Consider the following 19695-nt stretch of genomic DNA (forward strand, 5'->3'; position numbering starts at 1 on the left):
GCCGTTCAGCAGCATGAAATCGGCGCGCCGTGATTGCTCTGTTATACTCCGGGCTTTCCGCCAGGCTTACGCCCGGCCGCTCGTCCTTGTACAAGGCATTCAACCCGGCTACAGCGCAGCTTTCAGCCAGCGCGAGCAGTTTGAATGAGCCTTCAGGACTGGAGCAGGACCGGACGGGATTGCGTCACCTTAAACGCCATTCACGCCAGGCAAGACTATCCCTTTGGGCCAAGCCCTAACTAGAACAGGATTACTCATGTCCTTTGCTTCCCTCGGTCTCTCCGAGGCTTTAGTCCGCGCCATTGAAGCTGCGGGCTATACCGAGCCTACTCCGGTGCAACAGCGGGCCATTCCCGCCGTGTTGCAAGGTCGCGACCTGATGGTTGCGGCTCAGACAGGTACTGGCAAAACCGGCGGCTTCGCTCTTCCGATTCTGGAAAAGCTGTTTCCCAATGGCCACCCGGACAAATCCCAGCGCCACGGCCCACGCCAACCACGCGTGCTGGTCCTGACCCCTACTCGCGAACTCGCCGCCCAGGTGCATGAGAGCTTCAAGCTCTATGCCCGCGACTTGAAGTTCGTCAGTGCCTGCGTCTTTGGCGGTGTCGGTACGAACCCTCAGGTACAAGCACTGGCCCGCGGTGTCGACGTACTGGTTGCTTGCCCGGGCCGTTTGCTCGACCTGGCCGGCCAAGGCAGCGTTGACCTGTCCCACGTTGAAATTCTGGTGCTCGACGAAGCCGACCGGATGCTCGACATGGGCTTCGTCCATGACGTGAAAAAAGTCCTCGCCCGTCTGCCGTCCAAGCGTCAGAACCTGCTGTTCTCGGCGACGTTCTCCAAGGACATCACCGATCTGGCCGGCAAGCTGCTGCGCAACCCGGAACGCATCGAAGTTACGCCGCCGAACACCACGGTCGAGCGTATCGAACAGCGCGTTTTCCGTCTGCCGGCTACCCACAAGCGTGCCTTGCTGGCGCACTTGATTACCGCAGGCGCCTGGGAACAGGTTCTGGTCTTCACCCGTACCAAGCACGGTGCCAACCGTCTGGCTGAATACCTGGACAAACACGGCCTCAGCGCTGTGGCCATCCACGGTAACAAGAGCCAGAACGCGCGGACCAAAGCCCTGGCCGATTTCAAGGCCGGTGCCGTACGCATTCTGGTAGCCACCGATATCGCCGCTCGCGGTCTGGATATCGATCAGCTGCCACACGTGGTCAACTTCGAGCTGCCAAACGTCGATGAAGATTACGTTCACCGTATCGGCCGTACTGGCCGTGCCGGTCGTTCGGGCGAGGCGATCTCGCTGGTCGCTCCGGACGAAGAAAAACTGCTGAAAAGCATTGAGCGCATGACCAAGCAGAAAATCGCCGATGGCGACCTGATGGGTTTTGACTCCAGCACAGTAGAAGCCGAAAAGCCTGAAGTACGTGAGCGTCCGGATGTGCGTAACCCGCGCAACCCGCCTCGCGGTCCACGTGGCGACGGTCCGGGTAACCCGGGCGGTGGCGGTGGTCGTAAAGACAAGGGCAAGGAAAAGAGCAAGGAAAAACCGGCAGCTGCTCGCGGCGAACGTCCTGCCCGTGAGCAAAAGCCACGGGAAGCGCAACCTGCCCGTGAACAGCGTCAGCCTGCTCCGCGTTCGGACGCCAACCGCGCGCCGGACGAGTTCCGTGATGACGACGTAGACAACTTTGGTAACCGCGCTGATTACGTCAGCCCGTACCAGAACAAGAACAACCAGAGCCGTGGTCGCCGTCCGGGCGCACCTGCTGCTGGTACCGGTGCTGCACCTGCCCGTACCGGTGGTGCTTCTCAGGGTCGCCAGAACGGCCCGCGTACCGGCAGCGGCGCCAGCACTGGCACTCCGCCAGCCAAGCGCAGCGGCCCACGCAGTGGTGCTCCGCGTGACGGTCAGGCCCGTCGCGAAAACCGTCCGGCCCGTGACGATGCCCGTCAAGAGCCAGCGGTTAAAGGCCCGCGCGAGAACCAGCCGAAGATCATGCACAAGGAGTCGAAAAGCGATCGCTTCCCGACACCTGAGCAGCTGGATCAATTGCCGAACCGCCCTCGTGGCGAGAAGCCAGCGCTGTTGACTCGCAACCGCTGAGTTAACACCGCCTGAAAAAATGCCCCCGATCGAGAGATCAGGGGCATTTTTTTATGCGCGTCTGGCGAGGGTTCTGCAGGAGCAAGCGCCTTTATTCTCCCCGCCATTGTGGGAGCCGGCTTTCCGGCGAGTGCGTCAACAGGGTTTAACCTGCAGACCGAATGGGTACAGGTTTATTCCGTACACAAAAAAACGCCCCGGCTCTTGCGAGTCGGGGCGTTTTTTTGCCGTATGAAAGCGCGATTACTTGGCTTTCACGCCTTCCAGCGAGATGTCCAGGCTCAGAGTCTGGTCCTTGCTTGGGGATTTGATACCGAAGTCCTGCAGGTTGATGGTGGTGGTCGCGTTGAAGCCAGCGCGCTCGCCGCCCCATGGATCCTTGCCTTCACCGTTGAACGTGGCCTTGAACGTTACCGGTTTGGTCACGCCGTGCAGGGTCAGGTCGCCGGTCACGTCAGCAGTCGTGTCGCCGGTTGGCACCACTTTGGTCGACTTGAAGGTCGCTTCCGGGTACTTGCTCACGTCCAGGAAATCTTTGCTGGCGATGTGCTTGTCGCGTTCGGCGTGGTTGGAGAACAGGCTTGCGGTTTTCAGGGTAACGTCAATTTTGCTGTCTGCAGGCTTGGCTGCATCCCACGAAAAGGTGCCGCTCCAGTCCTTGAAAGTACCGTGAATGAAGCTGAAGCCCAGGTGGCTGATTTTCCAGTCGATGAAGGCGTGCTGGCCTTCCTTGTCGATGGTGTAGTCAGCAGCCATGGCCTGGCCGGCAGTCAGCAGGGCAGTACCGAGAGCCAGTGCAGCGAGGGTCTTTTTCAACATGCGTTCTATTCCTTTTGAGTTGAGGTTGAGCATCAGGCTTTGCGTCCCAGCATACGAGTCAGGGTCGCATCACGATCGATAAAGTGGTGTTTCAAGGCGACCAGGCCATGCAAACCGGCAAAAATCACCACGGCCCACGCCAGCCACAGATGCACGACACCGGCCACATCGGCCTGATCGGGCAAGTTGGAAATCAGAGCGGGTACTTCAAACAGGCCGAAAAACGGAATACCGACGCCTTCGGCAGTGGAAATAAGGTAGCCGGCAAACATCACGGCGAACAACCCCAGATACAACAAGCCATGGCCGAGTTTGGCACCAATGCGCGTTGCCCGGCTGTAGCTTTCAAGTGCCGGCGGAGCGGGGCTGATCCAGCGCCATAGCACCCGTAGCAACATGACGGCGAACAGCGTCAGGCCAATGCTTTTATGCAGGTCCGGTGCTTCCTTGCGCCACGGGCTGTAGTAGTCGAGGCCGACCATCCACAACCCCAGGGCAAACAATCCGAACACCGCCAGCGCAACGGACCAATGCATGAAAATACTGACCGCACCATAGCGAGAAGACGAGTTACGTAACTGCATTACCGACATCCTGTGGGAACTTGCGCCTAAGACTAATGATTTACCTATCGAATGAAAGCGCATTTATTTGCTGTAAGGCATCGATAAATGCGATCAGTAGCCTGAGAGTGGAAAGTTAAGCAAACGTTAACGATGTTTTATGTCGCTCTTGTATGCCCGTGAGCGTCTCAAAGTTCAACACCCCGGGCTTTGGTGAATAGTAATGGGTTGTTACACGCACGCGCATTGCATAGGCTTGCGCGATTGTTTGCCCGCACACGCCGGGAGCCAGCGCCAGGAGAGTGGATATGGGCCTGAATAATCAGTGGATGCAGCGTGACCTTGCCGTGTTATGGCACCCCTGCACCCAAATGAAAGATCACGAGCAGCTGCCGCTGATTCCGATCAAGCGCGGCGAAGGCGTATGGCTGGAAGACTTCGAAGGCAAGCGCTACCTGGACGCTGTGAGTTCGTGGTGGGTCAACGTGTTTGGCCATTGCAACCCGCGTATCAACCAGCGCATCAAGGATCAGGTCGACCAGCTTGAGCATGTGATTCTTGCCGGCTTCAGCCATCAGCCGGTGATTGAGCTGTCCGAGCGCCTGGTCAAGATGACACCTGAGGGCCTGACCCGCTGCTTCTACGCGGACAACGGTTCGTCCTGTATCGAAGTCTCGCTGAAGATGAGCTTTCACTACTGGCTGAACCGTGGCCAGCCGGAAAAAAAGCGTTTCGTGACCCTGACCAACAGCTACCACGGTGAAACCATGGCGGCGATGTCGGTGGGTGACGTGCCGCTGTTCACTGAAACCTACAAAGCGCTGTTGCTCGACACCATTAAAGTGCCGAGCCCCGATTGCTACCTGCGCCCCGAGGGCGTGAGCTGGGAACAACACTCGCGCACGATGTTTCTGGCCATGGAGCAGACACTCGCCGAGAACCACGACACTGTGGCTGCGGTGATTGTCGAGCCGCTGATTCAGGGCGCGGGCGGCATGCGCATGTACCATCCGGTATACCTGACGCTGCTGCGTGAAGCCTGCGACCGTTATGGCGTACACCTGATCCTCGATGAAATTGCAGTGGGTTTTGGCCGTACCGGCACCATGTTCGCCTGCGAGCAGGCCGGCATCACGCCGGACTTCCTGTGCCTGTCCAAGGCCCTGACCGGCGGCTACTTGCCGCTGGCCGTTTGTGTGACCACCGACGAGGTCTACAGCGCGTTCTACGATGACTATCCGACTCTGCGCGCCTTCCTGCATTCCCACAGTTATACGGGCAACCCGCTGGCTTGCGCGGCCGCTCTGGCGACGCTGGATATCTTCGAGCAGGACAATGTGATCGAGAACAACAAAGCCCTGGCCCAGCGCATGGCCAGTGCGACGGCGCATCTGGTTGACCATCCCCATGTCTCGGAAGTGCGTCAGACGGGTATGGTGCTGGCCATTGAAATGGTCCAGGACAAAGCCAGCAAAACCGCTTACCCATGGCAGGAGCGGCGCGGTTTGAAAGTCTTCCAGCACGCACTGGAGCGCGGCGCCTTGTTGCGCCCATTGGGCAGCGTGGTGTATTTCTTGCCCCCTTACGTGATTACTCCGGAGCAGATCGACTTTCTGGCCGAAGTGGCCAGTGAAGGGATCGACATTGCGACCCGCAGTGATATCAGCGTGGCCGTGCCGTCGAACTTCCATCCCGACTTCCGTGACCCCGGCTAAGCCCTGTTTTGTAGCCGCAGGCGCAGACGGCGACAAGGGCCGAAGGACCTTCGTTTTTAAAACGGGGTCGCTGCGCAACCCATCGCAGCCTGCGGCACCGGCGACATAAGTCATTTAATTTTCAGAGAACCTACATGAGATTGTCCCGCTTTTTTATCGATGCACCTTTGAGCCTCGGTGAACACGAATTGCCTGAAGCCCAGGCGCATTACATTGGCCGCGTGCTGCGCATGGCCGAGGGCGATGCCCTGCAGGTGTTCGATGGCTCGGGACATGAGTTCACCGGGCGCCTGCTGGAAGTCGGGAAAAAACGGGTGCGGGTGTTGCTCGACGAAAGCTTTGCCGGGCAAATTGAATCGCCACTGGCCATTCATCTCGGCCAGGGTTTGTCCCGTGGCGAGCGTATGGACTGGGCCATTCAGAAGGCCACCGAGCTGGGGGTCAACGAAATTACCCCGATCATGAGCGAGCGCTGTGAAGTGCGGCTCAAGGACGAGCGCGCCGAGAAGCGCCTGTCGCACTGGCGCCAGGTGGCAATCAGCGCGTGCGAGCAATGCGGTCGTTCGCGGGTGCCGGTCATTCACCCGCCGGTGTTGCTCAGTGAGTGGATCAAAACCACCGAGGCTGATCTCAAGCTGGTGCTGCACCCGGTGTCCGAGCCGTTGGCCAGCCACGCCAAACCCGGGCGTCTGGCATTTCTGATCGGGCCAGAAGGCGGGCTGACCGACAATGAAATCGATCAGGCCCAGGCCTCGGGTTTCCAGCCTGCGCGCCTTGGTCCTCGGGTACTGCGTACCGAAACGGCACCGGTTGTGGCCCTGGCCGTGGCCCAGCAGTTGTGGGGCGACTTCTGATTGCGCGCTGATCCCGGTTTTGGCGCGGGCAAGCTTGCGCCTGTGGTTTAAACCATCGGTGCAAAATTCATCCGGAACTGCTGGGGCGATACCCCCAGCCGGCGCATAAACACGCTACGCATATGGTGCGCATCGCGAAAGCCGCATTCGTATGCCACCGTCTTGAGCGCCAGGGTGGCGTTTTCGAGCAGGGCCCGGGCAGCGTCCACCCGGGCTCCTTCCACGAACTGCGCGGGTGTGGTCCCTGTTTCCCGGGCAAATATCCGAGAGAAATTACGTGGGCTCATGGCGGCAGCCTGTGCCAGCTCGGCGATGCTCAGGTCGGTACGCAGATTCTGCAGCACCAGGCCTTGTACTGCCGCGACCGCTGAAGCGGTATGGGGGGTTGCGGTCAGAAACGGGCTGAACTGCGACTGCCCGCCTGAGCGCTGGGTAAAGACCACCAAGCGTCTGGCCACATTCAGCGCCACCTGCGGGCCGTGATCCTGAGTCAGTACATATAACGACAGATCAATCCCCGCCGTGACCCCGGCTGAGGTGTACAAATTGTCGTCCTGCACATACAGGCGATCGACCTCAAGCACGGCGTCGGGGCACAGACGGGCGAGGGCAGCGACATCACTCCAGTGCGTGGTGACACGGCGCCCGCCCAGCAACCCGGTCCGGGCGAGCATCAATGCGCCATTGCAGATCGAGCCATAGCGTCGCGACCGCCGGCATATACCGCGCAGCCAGGTGTAAAACTCCGCGCCGAAATCCTGCCCGGGCAAGGCCGGTCCTCCTGCACATAACACCAGGTCATAGCTGTCTGGTGCTGCAGAAAAATGCCGGTGGGCCTGAATCGACAGCCCGTTCGAGCACCTCAGCAGCCCTGACTCCAGCCCCACTACGTCAAGCCGGTATTGCTTGTCGGGGGCCAGAAAGGCATTGGCTTCGGCAAACACATCCAGGGGGCCGGTCACGTCCAGTGCCTGCACGCCAGGAAATACGATCAATGCTACGGTCAGGGTCATCAGAGTCGGCCGTCAGGTGGGTAAGAGATGAAATACCGTAGTCCGCTGATGTGGACAAGCGCCTGCAGGACGATGGCCGGCATTGCAACCTGATTGGCACGAATCGTCACTGTCCGCTGATTGTTGCCATTGGGGTATGCGCCCACACTAAACATCACGGCGCCAACCCGGCGCTCGCTCGAGGGGTTCGCCATGAGTCAGACCATCGCAGGCATCGTCATCCCGGACAGCGCCCTGGCCAAAGCTACCACCGAATACATCCGCGACGTCGAGTCCGATTTGCTCTACAACCACTCGCGCCGGGTATTTTTGTTTGGCGCCCTGAGCGGGCAGCGCCAGCAACTGGCCTATGACCCGGAACTGCTTTATGTGGGGGCGATGTTTCACGACCTGGGGCTGGTCGAAGGCCACCGTACTGAAGACGAGCGCTTTGAAGTGGACAGTGCCAACAATGCCAAAGCCTTTATGAAACCGTTCGGCCTGAGCGATGACGATGTGGAGCAGGTGTGGTTATCCATCGCGTTGCACACCACGCCGGGGGTCACGCAGCACCTGCGCCCGACTGTGGCGCTGGTGACGGCGGGGGTTGAAATGGATGTGCTGGGCATCGATTACGCGGCGTTCCCTGCCGCGCAGCGTGAAGCCGTAGTCCATGCTCACCCGCGGGGCGAAGGTTTCAAAGAGTGCATTCTCTGCGCCTTCGCCAACGGTTTTAAGCATCGTCCGCAAACCACCTTTGGCACGGTTAACGCCGACGTACTGGTGGACTGCGACCCAGGCTTCAAACCGCTGAACTTCGTCGAAATCATCCGTAAATCGCCCTGGGCTTCTTGATCGGGCACAAGATGGAGTGGGGGCCGGCTTCTACTCAACCGGGTCACTCACCGGCGTGGCGATGATCTGTTTCAACTCGGCGGTCATCGGGAATTCGAGATTCAGGCCGTTGGGCGGGATTGGCTGTTCAAACCAGCGCTGGTAGATGCCGGTAATTTCCCCGGACTGGTATAAATCGGCCAGGGTTTTGTTTACCACTGCCAGCAACTGCGGGTCGTCCTTGCGCACCATGCAGCTGTAGATTTCCCGCGATTGCTCGTCGCCCACCACAACCCAGTTGTGCGGGTCGCGGGCTTTGGCGCGTTCGCCGTAAAGCAGCGCGTCGTCCATATAGAACGCCGCAGCCCGACCGGTCTCCAGCATCTTGAATGCTTCGCCGTGGTCCTTGGCACTGATCACGTTCATGTTCATCTTGTGGTCAGCGTTATAGCTTTTGATGAAACGTTCGTTGGTGGTGCCGGCGGTGGTCACCACGTTTTTGTCGCGCAAGTCATCAAAGCCTTTGATGCCACTGTCCTTGGCGGTCAGCAACTGGCCTTTGACGTAAATGAAGCCGTATGAAAACGCCACCTGTTTTTGCCGCTCGGCAGTCACCCCCGTAGACCCGCACTCCAGGTCGACGGTGCCGTTTTGTACCAGCGGGATACGGGTTTGCGAGGTCACCAGGTTGTATTTGACCTTCAGCGGCTGGTCGCCCAACTGCTGCTGAATGCGCTGGACGATCTTGTTCGCCAGCTCCACCGAATAGCCCATGGGCTTGCCGCTGTTGTCGCCCACATACGAAAACGGCACTGAGGCGTCGCGATAACCCAGGGTAATGCTTCCCGAGTCGGCAATTTTCTTCAGCGTGCCCTGTAATGGCGCTTCGCTGGCGTGCAGTGAGTGGCTGAGCAACAGACCCAGCGTACAACTGATCAAAGTGAGTTTTTTCATCTTCTTGTTCTCCGGTTGCAAACAGGTCAGTGGCGAACGGCAATCACGCTGATTTCTACCAGCACCTGAGGCCGCGCCAGTTCGGCTTGCAGGGTGGTGCGTGTCGGCGCCTTGCCCGCCGAGAGCCAGGCCGACCACACGGCATTCATGGCCGCAAAGTCGCGCTCAATGTTTTGCAGGTAAATCGTGGCGTTGAGGATGTGGTCTTTGTCGCTGCCGGTCTCGGCCAGCAATGCGTCGATCTTGGCGAGAACTTCCTGAGTCTGCGCGGAAATATCTGTGCTTTGGGTGGGAACCTGTCCCGACAAAAATACCAGCGCCTCGAAGGTCGCAGCGGCGCTTAAACGGTCATTGCTGTTGAGGCGGTGAATCGTCATCGGGGATTTCCTTGTACGTTGAGTTAGGTATTCAGGCGCAGAGACCCTGCATGTCGATGGCGGGTTTACGTTGTCCGATCAGGTCGCTTAACAGGCGCGCGCTGCCGCAGGCCAGGGTGAAGCCCAGGGCTCCGTGGCCGAGGTTGAGCCACAGGTTGCGATATCCGCTGGCACCGAGGACAGGCACGCCGCCAGGTGTTGCAGGACGCATGCCGGCCCATTCGATGGCGTCGTGATAGTTGCCGGCATCCGGGAAGGTGCTGGCGGCCAGTTGGCGCATTTGTGCCAGACGCTTGGGGTCCAGGGAAGTATCGAAACCGACGATGTCGACCATGGCCGCAATTCTCAACTGCTCGCCAATGCGGGCGTAGACGATTTTACGGTCGTAATCGGTGATGCTCACATTCGGCGCTTTTTGCGGGTCGCTCAGGGGCAGGGTCAGGCTGTAGCCCTTGAGCGGGTAAAGCGGCAAATTCAACCCCGGCAAGCTCAGGGCCGGGCTGGTGTGTCCTGCTGAGAGCACCAGTTGATCCACTGGCAAATGCTCATCGCCCATTTGCACGGCACTGACTGCGCCGTTGGCGTGATGGATACGGGTGACGGTTTTACCCAGCAAAAAGGTGCAACGGCCGCTGGCTTGCAAACGGGCGACCAGTTGCTGGCAGAAAGCATGGCAATCACCCACTTCCTCGTCGGGGGTATAGATGCCGCCGATAAACGCCGAGTCCTTCAGGCCTGGTTCAAGGGTTGCGCATTCGCTGGCAGACAGTGCTTGTTGAAATGGGCTGTGGGCAACTCTGGCCCGCGCCTTGTCGAAGCTTTCCGGGTTGCGGAAGGTCACCAGCTTGCCGTTGCGCCGCCACTCAAAACCGCTCAATTGATCTTCTTCACGCCACTGCTGCAAGGTGGCCTGACTCAGGAGCGCCAAGCGCAGCAAGTGCGCAGCATTGCGCTGATTCACCGAGCCCCGGCAGGCGGCGATAAATGACGCCATCCAGCGCCATTGGGCCGGGTCCATGCGGGGCCGCAACTTGAGTGGCGAGTCGCCGCGCAACATCCAGCCCATCGCTTGCCAGGGCACCCCGGCATCGGCCAGCGGTGCCACATAGCGATAGGAAAGCTGGCCGCCATTGGCGAAGCTGGTCTGGCTGGCGAGCGTGGGCCGGGCTTCGATCAGGCTCACTGAAAATCCGTCGCGCACCAGCGCATACGCAGTTGCCAGCCCGATAACGCCACCACCGATGATGCAAACCCGCTGTCCCATGTCAGTCCTTAGCCCAATGTTGTTCGGGCTCAGATTAGGGGTAGGTGACAGAGGCTGAACAATGAATAAAGATGCCTTACCCATAAACAAAGGTTATGGACTACCGCCATGCGTTTGCGACATATCGAAATCTTTCAGGCCATCCGTCAAACCGGCTCGGTGAGTGCCGCCGCGCAACTGCTGCATGTCTCGCAACCGGCGGTGAGCAAAGTGCTGCAGCACGCAGAGCTGCAACTGGGGTTCCCGCTGTTTTTGCGGGTACGCGGCAAACTGCAGCCCACCCCTGAAGCCCTGCTGCTGGAACGCGAAGTCGAGAAGGTCAGCGAGAGCCTGCAAGGGGTACAGCGACTGGCCGAAAGCCTGCGCCGTGCCCCCGGGCACCGCTTGCGCATCGGCAGTACGCCGGCATTGGCGCTGTCGCTATTGCCGCCGGTGATCAGCGAGTGGACCCGGCGCTACCCGGATATCAGTTGCGAACTGGCCAGTGCCCATAGCCGGGAGCTGGTGCAGAACCTGTTGATGCGCGAGCTGGACGTGGCCCTGACATTCAAGCTGCCTGACCATCCAGGGCTCAAGGCCCAGGCGTTGGCCCACGGCGTATTGGTGGCGTTGGCGCCGCGGGGTTACTGGCCGGATGAGAGTGAGGGAGAACCGCTGGCGCTGCATGAACTGGCAGATGCGCCGTTGATCGGCCTGAGCAATGCCGACCCGTTATTCGCGCGTCTGGACAGTTATCTGAAAACCATTGAGCCACCGCCGCGTATCAGCATTGCGGTGCAAACCTATTCTCTGGCGCGGGCGATGGTGGAGTCGGGAGCGGGGCTGGCGGTGATTGACCCGTTCACGGCGCTGGGTGCTTCGCGGGCGAGCACCCTGATTCGTCCGTTGAGTCCTGCATTGCCGATTACCCTGTATGCACTGACCCGTGCCGATGAAGCACCGGCGCATACGCTGGAGGGGTTGCTGGAACTGTTCGCCGGACGGGCCGGCGAACAGTTGCAGCGGTTGATGGGAGGAAACACATAACCTGTGGGAGCCGGCTTGCCGGCGATAGCATCGCTGGCAAGCCAGCTCCCACAAGGTCCGGTCAGAGCGTGTGGTAGCCCGGCATCGACCAGTACTTTTGGTAGTGTTGGCGCTGCGGGGCCGGGGAACGGTTGCAGCGGTTGATGGGAGGAAACACATAACCTGTGGGAGCCGGCTCCCACAGGGCCCGATCAGAGCCTGTGGTAGCTCGGCATCGACCAGTACTTTTGGTAGCGTTGGCGCTGCGGGGCCGGCGAACGGTTGCAGCGGTTGATGGAAGGAAACACATAACCTGTGGGAGCCGGCTTGCCGGCGATAGCATCGCTGGCAAGCCAGCTCCCACAAGGTCCGGTCAGAGCCTGTGGTAGCCCGGCATCGACCAGCACTTTTGGTGGTGTTGGCGCTGCGGGCCGGCGAACGGTTGCAGCGGTTGATGGGAGGAAACACATAACCTGTGGGAGCCGGCTTGCCGGCGATAGCATCGCTGGCAAGCCAGCTCCCACAGGGCCCGGTCAGAGCCTCCGGTAGCCCGGCATCGACCAGCACTTTTGGTGGCTTTGGCGCTGCGGGGCCGGGGAACGGTTGCAGCGGTTGATGGAGGGAAACACATAACCTGTGGGAGCCGGCTTGCCGGCGATAGCATCGCTGGCAAGCCAGCTCCCACAAGGCCCGATCAGGGCGTGTGGGAGCCCGGCATCATTTCGGCAGTGCGTAGACCACCACTTGATCGCCCACCTGATCTTTCATGATGGAGTTGCCGCCCGCGACAAACGCCACATATTGCCGGCCCTTGTACTCATACACCGCGGGGTTGGCGACAGCAGGTGCCATGACGTTATCCGACCACAGCTCCTTGCCGTCATCCAGGGAGTAGGCGCGCACCTTGGCATCCATCGAGGCACCAATGAACACCACGCCACCGGCCGTGATTGCCGGCCCGCCGATGGTAGGTGAGCCCATGCTTTCAGGCATGTACCAGCCATATTGCTGCACCGCGCCCATCGGACGACGCCATTTCACGTCACCGGTGTGCATGTCGATGGCGACGATTTCACCGAAAGGCGGCGCCCAGCACGGCATGCCGGCCCAGTTCTGCGCATTGAGCAAGGACATGCCATAGGGTGCGCCGATCTGCGGATAGAAGCCGTTTTCGTTGCCTGCTTCCTTGGGTTGTTTGTCATAGGAGGCGCGATCCCACAGCTTGATCATCTGCACGATGTGCGAGGTGTTAACCACTGCCACCTGGCTGACCGGATCGAAGGCTACGCCACCCCATTGCACGCCACCGGCGCTGTCCGGGTAGGCCAGTACGCCGTTACCTTTGGTGGAAGGTGGCGAGTACATGCCGTTGTATTCCAGGCCGTCCCACATTTTCGAACACTGGCCAAAGCCGACAATATCGGCGATTTTCCAGATTGCGGGCTTCTTGGACTGGTCCAGCAACGGAGCAGGTTTGGTCGGGAAGGGCTGCGTGGGTGAGTAGACTTCGCCATCGGCATCGCCTTTTGGCACCGGACGCTCTTCAATCGGCCACACGTCTTCACCGGTACGACGGTCAACGGTGAACAGAAAGCCCATTTTGGTAGCTTGAACCAGCGCGGCTACAGGTTTGCCATCGACGGTGATGTCCATCAGGGTCGGGGCCGAGTTGATATCGTAGTCCCACAAATCGTGGTGAACCCACTGACGGGACCATACGACCTTGCCCGTATTGATATCCAGCGCGGTTGTTGAGGTTCCCAAAGGAATCGCTTTTGGCCGGTTGCCGCCCCAGTAGTTGGGTGAAGGCGAGGAGACCGGGATGTACAGCAGGCCGAGTGCCGCGTCATAGGACATGGCGGTCCAGATATTGGCGGTACCGGTATTGCCGGCCTCATCATCGGGAATCGGTTTGAATTCCCACTCCAGCTCGCCGGTACGGGCGTTGAGAGCAAACAGCGAGCCTGGTGATTCGACTTCGTACTCCCAGTCCTTGCCGGCCCAGCCGACGATCAGCTTGTCACCGATAACGGTCGGCGGCTGCAGGACCGACAGCGGCCATTTGGCGTTGAGCTTGTTCCACTGGTTGATATCAACCACGCCGTTTTTGCCAAAGTTTTCGCATGGCTTGCCGGTGTCGGCATCCACTGCAAACAACTGGGCTGTCATATTCCCCAGGTACACGACTTTCTGACAGGCAACCCCGGGTTGCGGGTTTTTTTCCTGCCAGTAGGCTACGCCACGGGATTTCAAGGCCGGCTGGGTGAGGGCCTCCAGCGGCGACTTGGTGTCATAACTCCACTTTTCTTTACCCGTCTCAGGCTCAAGGGCAATGATCCGGTAAAAAGGCGTGCCGACGTACAGCGTGTCATTGGCAAAGATCGGGGTGGCGGACCATACAGTGGCAGGGGTTTTGCCGGTCCCGTCCGACATGTCGCCGGTGAAATACTGCCAGACCTTGGTCAGTTTTCCGACGTTGTCCTTGTTGATCTGGTTCAGCGGCGAATATTTTTGCGAGCTTAACTGGCCATGGAACGAGTCCCACTCCTTGCCATTGGGCACGGGTATTCTGGCGTCTTCGGCGGAGATACTGGATGGCGCCAGCAGGGGCGTGGGCACTATGTAAGCGGTGTCAGCGTGTGCGGTTGAAATACCCGCGAGCATGCAGATGACCGGTGCCGTGAAAAGATGTTTTTTTACTTTATCCATGTCACGCGCTCCTTGTTGGCTTGCCGCAAAAAGTTTCGATGACCACCCCTGCGGCGCACACCACCAGCACCAGAGCTGTCCACCAGCCATGCAAGAGGACCGCGCCAAACAGCGTCCCGATGACCGCGAGCCAGCTAAGAACAACGAAGAAACTTCTTAGTCCCCCGAATTCATGCTTGATCAGCAACAGGCCAAGAATGAACAGAACGAATTCGCCCAGCATCGTTACCATCGCGCCGCCGGAGTCGGTCACGCCCGACAGTGGCGTAAAAAATCGCCATGCCGTAATGGCCAGGGCGATCAGTGCGGTGATAACTATGATGTAGGCGCCTGTATGGCGCCTGGGCGGTGCATAGCCAGCAGAAGTACTCATCCCTTTCTCCTTTACGTTTTATGCTCTCAGGCATTAGGAAAAAGAGTGTAGCCAAGCTGGCAGGAAACGCCGGGACGAGGTGCCCCGGCAGTTTCGCAGTCGCTACCGGGGGGGGCGGTGGCAGCGAGATTGCGGGCTTCAGATCAATGCGCGGGATCCGTCTCGACCGGAGCCGGTGCATCTTTGGTCACATGCTTGACCAGTTTGCCGATGGTCAAACCCTGGAACAGGATCGACGACAGCACCACGATGTAGGTAATACTCAGGATCAGGTCGCGTTCCGGCCCCAGTGGCAAGGCCAGAGCCAGGGCTACCGAAACCCCGCCGCGCAAACCACCCCAGGTCAGGATGCGGATGGTGCCGCGGGGCACCGTACGCCAGCGGCGCAGCAGCACAATGGCCGGGGCCACGGTCAACAGGCGCGAGAGCAGGATGGCCAGGGCCAGCACGCTCGCTGCCAGCAAGTGCAACCATGAGAACGGCAGCAACAGCAATTCCATGCCGATCAGGGCAAACAGCAGCGCGTTGAGCATGTCATCGAGCAACTCCCAAAAACCGTCCATGTAGCGCCGGGTCATCTCGTTCATGGCCTTGTTGCGGCCCAGATTACCGATGATCAGACCGGCGACCACCATCGCAATGGGTGCCGAGACATGCAGCTCGCTGGCCATGGCGGAGCCGCCGATCACCAGCGCCAGGGTCAGCATCACTTCGATCTGGTATTGCTCGATGCTTTTGATCATTCGATAGACCAGATAGCCGATCAAACCGCCAAACACCACGCCGCCAATGGCTTCATGGGCAAACAGCATCGCGGTGGCGCCCAGGCTCGGGGTTTCGCCCAGTTGCACAATGCCCAGCAATACGGTGAACACCACAACGGCGGTGCCGTCATTGAACAGCGACTCACCGACAATCGTGGTTTTCAGCGGTTTGGATGCGTTGGCGGTACGCAGCACGCCAAGCACGGCGATCGGATCAGTGGGCGAAATCAGGGCGCCGAACAGCAGGCAATACAGGAAGCTGATATGCCATCCAAACAGGCCAAAGATCCAGTACGCCAGGCTGCCGATCACGGTGGTGGCAATCAGCACACCGACGGTGGCCAGCAGGCCGATGGGCCAGCGGTAGCTGCGTACGTCGTTGAAGTTTACGTGCAAGGCGCCGGCAAACAGCAGGAAGGAAAGCATCCAGTTCATCAGCAGATCGCCGAAATCGATCTGGCCGATCAACTCCTGCACGCGATCTTCGAGACCGGGATAGCCAATAAAGCTCAAGCCTTGCAACAGCAGGGAAAACATGAGGGCGGTGACCATCACACCAATGGTTGGCGGCAGGCCGATAAAACGGAAGTTCACGTATGTCAGCAGTGAGGTCAGGCAGATAAACGCAGCAACAAGTTCAAGCATCCGGGATCCTGTAGTGGCGGGAGTCAGTGGAGACCCTGATCGGGTCAGGTCTTGTTTGATGAAAAAGCAGACGGCAGCGACACATATTCGCGGCACAGTCATGAATACCGTATAAAAAAGATGCCGATCCATAAAAATAAAGGAGGTAACGGTGCTGGCAACCACGTTGGTGCTGATCGCGGCTGTGTTACATGCGATCTGGAATACCCTGATTAAGTTCAGTGGCGAGCGTTTGCTGGTGATCGCGTGCATGGACACGGTTGCGCTGCTGCTGGTTGTTGCGCTGGTGGGGTTTATGGCATTTCCGCCCATGGACATCTGGCCGTGGATTTTGGCATCTGCCGTATTCGAACTGCTTTACCGGGTGCTGTTGATTCGCGCCTATCGGGTGGGTGATCTGGGATTAGTCTATCCGCTGATGCGCGGGCTTTCGCCACTGGTGGTGCTGGCGTTGACCCTGACGTTTGCCGGCGAAGCCCTTACCGGTCAGCAAATCATCGGTATCCTGCTGATCCCGTGCGGCATGGCCTGCCTGCTGTGGCAGGGCGGTGGCGGTGATCGGTTGCCTTGGTCGCTGCTGCCAGTGGTTGCACTGATTGGCCTGTGCATCGGCTGCTATACCTTCCTGGATGGTCAGGCCCTGCGGCGCTGGTCGCACCCGCTGGATTATCTGGTTTGGGTAACCCTGATCAGCGCCTGGCCGTTCCCGTTGCTGGCGCTGACCCGCAGGCGTACCGCGTTTACCCTGTTCTGGCGTACGCAATGGCGTTTGGGGGTGGCAGTAGGGATTTGTGTTCTGGCCAGCTATGGCCTGGTGTTGTGGGCCATGCAGCTGGGCTCGATTGCCGAGGCCGCGGCATTGCGTGAAGTCAGTGTGATTCTGGTGGTGCTGTTCGGTATGCGTTACCTCAAAGAACCTTTTGGTGGGCCGAGGCTCTTAGCCTGTGGGCTGGTGCTGATCGGCATGCTCGTGATGAAACTCTAAAAAGGAAATTCCAATGACGGTTGCCTTCTGGTGTGTACTGATTGCCCTTTGCCTGCCCTATGTCTGTACCGCCTTTGCCAAGTTCAGCGACGGCAAGTTCGGGCCGCGGCAGAACCATGATCCACGGACGTTTCTCGACGGTCTGCAAGGATTTGCCAAGCGCGCCCATAGCGCCCAGCTCAACAGCTTTGAAGTGACCCCGGCGTTTGCCGCCGCGGTGATCATTGCCGATATCGTGGGCAATGCGCAGCCCGTGACCATCGACGTGCTGGCGGTGCTGTTTGTTACCAGCCGCCTGCTGTACATCATCTGTTATCTGGCCGACTGGGCCATGATGCGTTCGGTGGTCTGGTTTATCGGCATGGGGCTGGTGGTCAGCTTCTTTTTTGTGTCGATGTGAGTTCAGGCTGAAAATGCAGGAGCGAGCTGTTCGCGATCACGGGACCATGTTGAAGCGCCCGCGAGCAAGCTCGCTCCTGCACCAGGTTACTGTGGCAACGCCGCGCCTTTAGGCCACAGCAGCCAGATATTGCCCTTTTGCTTCATGTCGCCGGCTATTTGCCCGGCCTGGGGGCCGGTGCCGACGAAGAAGTCCGCGCGAACCTCACCGGCAATTGCACCGCCGGTGTCCTGGGCCGCAACCGGCCGGACTATGGGTTGGCCGTCGGCCTGGGTGGTCGACAACCACAGCAGGCTGCCCAGCGGAATGACCTTGCGATCCACCGCCACGCTATAGCCGGCCGTGAGCGGCACGTTCAGTGAGCCGCGCGGGCCTTCGTTGCTGTCGGGGTTCTGGGTGAAAAATACATAACTCGGATTGCTGGCCAGCATTTCGTGAACGCGCTCCGGGTGCGCCATTGCCCAGGCGTGAATGGTACCCATGGTCACGTCTTCTTTTTTCAGCTCGCCTTGCTCTACCAGCCAGCGGCCAATGGGTTTGTACGGATGACCGTTCTGGTCGGCATAGCCGATGCGCAGCTGGCGACCATCGTCGAGTTGCACTCGGCCCGAGCCCTGGATCTGCAGGAACTGCAGGTCCATCGGATCAGTGAGCCACGCCAGCACCGGTGCGTTCAGACCTTTGCTGTTGATGGTTTCGGCGGTGTCGTAAGGCTTGAGTACGCGGCCTTCAAGGCGACCGCGCAGGCGCTTGCCCTTCAGTTCGGGGTAGATACTGTCCAGATTCACCACAATCAGGTCGGACGGAATGCCATAGATCGGCACATTCGCGGCCTGGGTGGGTTTCAGGCTTCCGGGGTAAACCGGCTCGTAATACCCGGTGATCAGCCCGTCACTGCTGCCTTCGGCCGAGCGCAGGCTGTACACATCGAGATGGGTCTGCAGAAAACTGCTGATTTGCTCTACGCTCGGGCTGGCTGTCAGCTTGGCGGCATCGCTGCACACGCTTCCCCAGTTAGGGTCGGCCTTGAGTCGGGTACAGGCACTGCGCCATGAGGCAAACCCGCTTTGCAGGTCGCTGCCTGTCACTTGCGGCAGGGCACTCCATTCAGCTTTGCTGTAAGTGGTGTGGGGCTCCGGTTTGGTGCTGCCCTTGTCAGCATCCTTGTCGGTGCCATTGCATCCGGCCAGTAACATGACAACGGGCAGTGCCCAGGCCAGAGGCTTGAAAAATTTACTCATCAGCAGGTTCCTTCGAGATTTGCCGAGTGACCTTCAAGGCAAACCCTATATTCAATAGGGCTATTGGTCTTTGTGTGTGACGCGAGGATACTGGCGGCCGATTCCCGTGACGTGAGCCACCATGATTGTTAAACGACTGACTGTTGTATTACTGGCCTGCCTGACGTTATCGGCGTGTGGCGGGGTTGATCCCGATTCGCCGCTGGGCCAGCGTAAAGCGATTTTCAAGCAAATGCTCAAGACCAGTGAAGACCTGGGCGGCATGTTGCGTGGCAGGATCGCCTTTGACGGACCACGCTTTGCCGAGGGAGCAGTCAAGCTCGATGCCCTGGCTTACGAGCCGTGGAAGCATTTTCCGCAGGTGAAGGAATCCGATCAAACCAGCGCCACCGACGATGTCTGGCAAAAACAGGCACGTTTTCAGGAGTTGGCTCGCCAGTTGGAAGCTGCCACAGGCGAGCTGGTTGTCGCTAGCCGGATACAACCCTATAAAGCCAGCAACCTGACCCCTGCAATGCAAAGGGTCGAAGACACCTGCAGTGCGTGTCACAAGGAATTTCGTAATCACTGAGTGAACCGCAACTGCAATCCGTCCTGCAGGAGCGAGCTGTTCGCGATCACGCAGTCACGTGATCATGTTGAAGAGCTCGCGAGCAAGCTCGCTCCTGCAGAGGGGGCTTATTTATCCAGCTGATCCAGCGCCTCTTGCAGCTCTTTGCGCGACTCGGCCAGTTTGGTTTTGCGCTTGTCGATTTTTTCCGGATCGCCTTTCTTCATGGCTTTGTCCAGGTCGGCCTGGCGCTGGCTGACTTCGTGCTTGGCTTCCAGCACCTTGTTCTCGCGTTCTTTTTTCAGGCCCGCGTCGGTGCAATGTTCAGTGACTTCGCTCAGGGCTTTTTCCAGGCCGGCAATCTGGCCGGAATTGTTGTGGGCGCGAGCTTGTTCAAGCTGCAGGCTGATGGCCTGTTTCTTGGCTGCGCAGCCCGTCAGTTCCGGCGCAGGCTCTGCGGCCATCAGCGGAGCAGCCAGCAGGCTGCAGACAGTTAACAGGGCGAGCGGGGAAAGAAGTTTCATAAAGAGCTCCATGA

General features: G+C 59.4%; 19 protein-coding genes. 8 read left to right on the forward strand and 11 right to left on the reverse strand.

Annotation, left to right across the window (positions count from 1 at the left end):
- Positions 1–256 precede the first annotated feature (256 nt).
- On the forward strand, positions 257–2113 hold the full coding sequence (locus JQ848_RS01565) for a DEAD/DEAH box helicase (RefSeq protein ID WP_004419646.1): 1857 nt from the start codon (positions 257–259) through the stop codon (positions 2111–2113).
- Between the two features lie 243 nt (positions 2114–2356).
- Here the strand turns inward: JQ848_RS01565 and JQ848_RS01570 are convergent, their stop codons facing one another.
- Positions 2357–2932 (reverse strand): YceI family protein, encoded by a 576-nt coding sequence (locus JQ848_RS01570; protein ID WP_004419644.1) that lies wholly within the window; start codon positions 2930–2932, stop codon positions 2357–2359.
- A 32-nt stretch (positions 2933–2964) separates the two neighbouring features.
- Complete coding sequence (locus tag JQ848_RS01575) at positions 2965–3516, reverse strand: cytochrome b (RefSeq protein ID WP_004419642.1); 552 nt, start codon at positions 3514–3516, stop codon at positions 2965–2967.
- Positions 3517–3803: 287 nt separating this feature from the next.
- Between JQ848_RS01575 and JQ848_RS01580 the strand changes: the two genes are divergently transcribed.
- Complete coding sequence (locus tag JQ848_RS01580) at positions 3804–5210, forward strand: adenosylmethionine--8-amino-7-oxononanoate transaminase (protein WP_004419640.1); 1407 nt, start codon at positions 3804–3806, stop codon at positions 5208–5210.
- Positions 5211–5344: 134 nt separating this feature from the next.
- A complete protein-coding gene (locus JQ848_RS01585; protein WP_004419638.1) occupies positions 5345–6064 on the forward strand; it encodes a 16S rRNA (uracil(1498)-N(3))-methyltransferase in 720 nt (239 codons plus the stop codon).
- Between the two features lie 47 nt (positions 6065–6111).
- Here JQ848_RS01585 and JQ848_RS01590 read toward each other — a convergent pair whose 3' ends face one another.
- Entirely contained in the window at positions 6112–7077 is a 966-nt protein-coding gene (locus tag JQ848_RS01590; protein WP_202210210.1) for a GlxA family transcriptional regulator, read from the reverse strand.
- Positions 7078–7269: 192 nt separating this feature from the next.
- Between JQ848_RS01590 and JQ848_RS01595 the strand changes: the two genes are divergently transcribed.
- Entirely contained in the window at positions 7270–7911 is a 642-nt protein-coding gene (locus JQ848_RS01595) for an HD domain-containing protein (protein ID WP_004419632.1), read from the forward strand.
- Positions 7912–7941: 30 nt separating this feature from the next.
- Here JQ848_RS01595 and JQ848_RS01600 read toward each other — a convergent pair whose 3' ends face one another.
- From JQ848_RS01600 to JQ848_RS01610, 3 genes are read right to left on the reverse strand one after another with little or no spacing between them, the layout of a single operon-like run.
- Complete coding sequence (locus tag JQ848_RS01600; protein ID WP_004419631.1) at positions 7942–8844, reverse strand: transporter substrate-binding domain-containing protein; 903 nt, start codon at positions 8842–8844, stop codon at positions 7942–7944.
- Positions 8845–8870: 26 nt separating this feature from the next.
- Positions 8871–9221 (reverse strand): RidA family protein, encoded by a 351-nt coding sequence (locus tag JQ848_RS01605; protein WP_004419629.1) that lies wholly within the window; start codon positions 9219–9221, stop codon positions 8871–8873.
- 31 nt (positions 9222–9252) lie between these two features.
- Entirely contained in the window at positions 9253–10485 is a 1233-nt protein-coding gene (locus JQ848_RS01610; protein ID WP_127196525.1) for a D-amino acid dehydrogenase, read from the reverse strand.
- 108 nt (positions 10486–10593) lie between these two features.
- Between JQ848_RS01610 and JQ848_RS01615 the strand changes: the two genes are divergently transcribed.
- Complete coding sequence (locus JQ848_RS01615; protein ID WP_004419625.1) at positions 10594–11511, forward strand: LysR family transcriptional regulator; 918 nt, start codon at positions 10594–10596, stop codon at positions 11509–11511.
- 696 nt (positions 11512–12207) lie between these two features.
- Here the strand turns inward: JQ848_RS01615 and JQ848_RS01620 are convergent.
- The 3 genes from JQ848_RS01620 to JQ848_RS01630 form a co-directional block, all read right to left on the reverse strand.
- Positions 12208–14199: a pyrroloquinoline quinone-dependent dehydrogenase gene (locus JQ848_RS01620; protein ID WP_127196524.1), complete on the reverse strand. Its 1992-nt coding sequence runs from the start codon at positions 14197–14199 to the stop codon at positions 12208–12210.
- Position 14200: 1 nt separating this feature from the next.
- Positions 14201–14572, reverse strand: a complete 372-nt coding sequence (locus tag JQ848_RS01625; RefSeq protein ID WP_004419622.1) for a hypothetical protein — start codon at positions 14570–14572, stop codon at positions 14201–14203.
- Between the two features lie 143 nt (positions 14573–14715).
- Positions 14716–15981, reverse strand: a complete 1266-nt coding sequence (locus tag JQ848_RS01630) for a cation:proton antiporter (RefSeq protein ID WP_004419620.1) — start codon at positions 15979–15981, stop codon at positions 14716–14718.
- A 151-nt stretch (positions 15982–16132) separates the two neighbouring features.
- Here JQ848_RS01630 and JQ848_RS01635 point away from each other — a divergent pair, with 151 nt between their 5' ends.
- Positions 16133–16966: a DMT family transporter gene (locus JQ848_RS01635; RefSeq protein ID WP_202210211.1), complete on the forward strand. Its 834-nt coding sequence runs from the start codon at positions 16133–16135 to the stop codon at positions 16964–16966.
- 13 nt (positions 16967–16979) lie between these two features.
- Positions 16980–17366 carry an MAPEG family protein gene (locus tag JQ848_RS01640; RefSeq protein WP_004419617.1) on the forward strand — a complete coding sequence of 129 codons (387 nt, stop codon included), beginning with the start codon at positions 16980–16982 and terminating at the stop codon, positions 17364–17366.
- A gap of 86 nt (positions 17367–17452) precedes the next feature.
- Here the strand turns inward: JQ848_RS01640 and mltA are convergent, their stop codons facing one another.
- Positions 17453–18607: a murein transglycosylase A gene (mltA, locus tag JQ848_RS01645; protein ID WP_010656699.1), complete on the reverse strand. Its 1155-nt coding sequence runs from the start codon at positions 18605–18607 to the stop codon at positions 17453–17455.
- 121 nt (positions 18608–18728) lie between these two features.
- Here mltA and JQ848_RS01650 point away from each other — a divergent pair, with 121 nt between their 5' ends.
- Positions 18729–19178 (forward strand): c-type cytochrome, encoded by a 450-nt coding sequence (locus tag JQ848_RS01650; RefSeq protein ID WP_127196523.1) that lies wholly within the window; start codon positions 18729–18731, stop codon positions 19176–19178.
- Between the two features lie 107 nt (positions 19179–19285).
- On the opposite strand, the gene JQ848_RS01655 is transcribed toward JQ848_RS01650, so the two are convergent.
- Positions 19286–19681, reverse strand: a complete 396-nt coding sequence (locus JQ848_RS01655; RefSeq protein WP_004419614.1) for a DUF1090 domain-containing protein — start codon at positions 19679–19681, stop codon at positions 19286–19288.
- Between the last annotated feature and the right edge of the window lie 14 nt (positions 19682–19695).

This window comes from Pseudomonas paraversuta, assembly GCF_904067025.1.
Taxonomy (GTDB): domain Bacteria; phylum Pseudomonadota; class Gammaproteobacteria; order Pseudomonadales; family Pseudomonadaceae; genus Aquipseudomonas; species Aquipseudomonas paraversuta.

Bases quoted from the DNA above. Each gene is read 5' to 3' on its own strand.
- JQ848_RS01565 (WP_004419646.1), top strand. From the start codon at position 257: ATGTCCTTTGCTTCCCTCGGTCTCTCCGAGGCTTTAGTCCGCGCCATT.
- JQ848_RS01570 (WP_004419644.1), bottom strand. From the start codon at position 2,932: ATGTTGAAAAAGACCCTCGCTGCACTGGCTCTCGGTACTGCCCTGCTG.
- JQ848_RS01575 (WP_004419642.1), bottom strand. From the start codon at position 3,516: ATGCAGTTACGTAACTCGTCTTCTCGCTATGGTGCGGTCAGTATTTTC.
- JQ848_RS01580 (WP_004419640.1), top strand. From the start codon at position 3,804: ATGGGCCTGAATAATCAGTGGATGCAGCGTGACCTTGCCGTGTTATGG.
- JQ848_RS01585 (WP_004419638.1), top strand. From the start codon at position 5,345: ATGAGATTGTCCCGCTTTTTTATCGATGCACCTTTGAGCCTCGGTGAA.
- JQ848_RS01590 (WP_202210210.1), bottom strand. From the start codon at position 7,077: ATGACCCTGACCGTAGCATTGATCGTATTTCCTGGCGTGCAGGCACTG.
- JQ848_RS01595 (WP_004419632.1), top strand. From the start codon at position 7,270: ATGAGTCAGACCATCGCAGGCATCGTCATCCCGGACAGCGCCCTGGCC.
- JQ848_RS01600 (WP_004419631.1), bottom strand. From the start codon at position 8,844: ATGAAAAAACTCACTTTGATCAGTTGTACGCTGGGTCTGTTGCTCAGC.
- JQ848_RS01605 (WP_004419629.1), bottom strand. From the start codon at position 9,221: ATGACGATTCACCGCCTCAACAGCAATGACCGTTTAAGCGCCGCTGCG.
- JQ848_RS01610 (WP_127196525.1), bottom strand. From the start codon at position 10,485: ATGGGACAGCGGGTTTGCATCATCGGTGGTGGCGTTATCGGGCTGGCA.
- JQ848_RS01615 (WP_004419625.1), top strand. From the start codon at position 10,594: ATGCGTTTGCGACATATCGAAATCTTTCAGGCCATCCGTCAAACCGGC.
- JQ848_RS01620 (WP_127196524.1), bottom strand. From the start codon at position 14,199: ATGGATAAAGTAAAAAAACATCTTTTCACGGCACCGGTCATCTGCATG.
- JQ848_RS01625 (WP_004419622.1), bottom strand. From the start codon at position 14,572: ATGAGTACTTCTGCTGGCTATGCACCGCCCAGGCGCCATACAGGCGCC.
- JQ848_RS01630 (WP_004419620.1), bottom strand. From the start codon at position 15,981: ATGCTTGAACTTGTTGCTGCGTTTATCTGCCTGACCTCACTGCTGACA.
- JQ848_RS01640 (WP_004419617.1), top strand. From the start codon at position 16,980: ATGACGGTTGCCTTCTGGTGTGTACTGATTGCCCTTTGCCTGCCCTAT.
- mltA (WP_010656699.1), bottom strand. From the start codon at position 18,607: ATGAGTAAATTTTTCAAGCCTCTGGCCTGGGCACTGCCCGTTGTCATG.
- JQ848_RS01650 (WP_127196523.1), top strand. From the start codon at position 18,729: ATGATTGTTAAACGACTGACTGTTGTATTACTGGCCTGCCTGACGTTA.
- JQ848_RS01655 (WP_004419614.1), bottom strand. From the start codon at position 19,681: ATGAAACTTCTTTCCCCGCTCGCCCTGTTAACTGTCTGCAGCCTGCTG.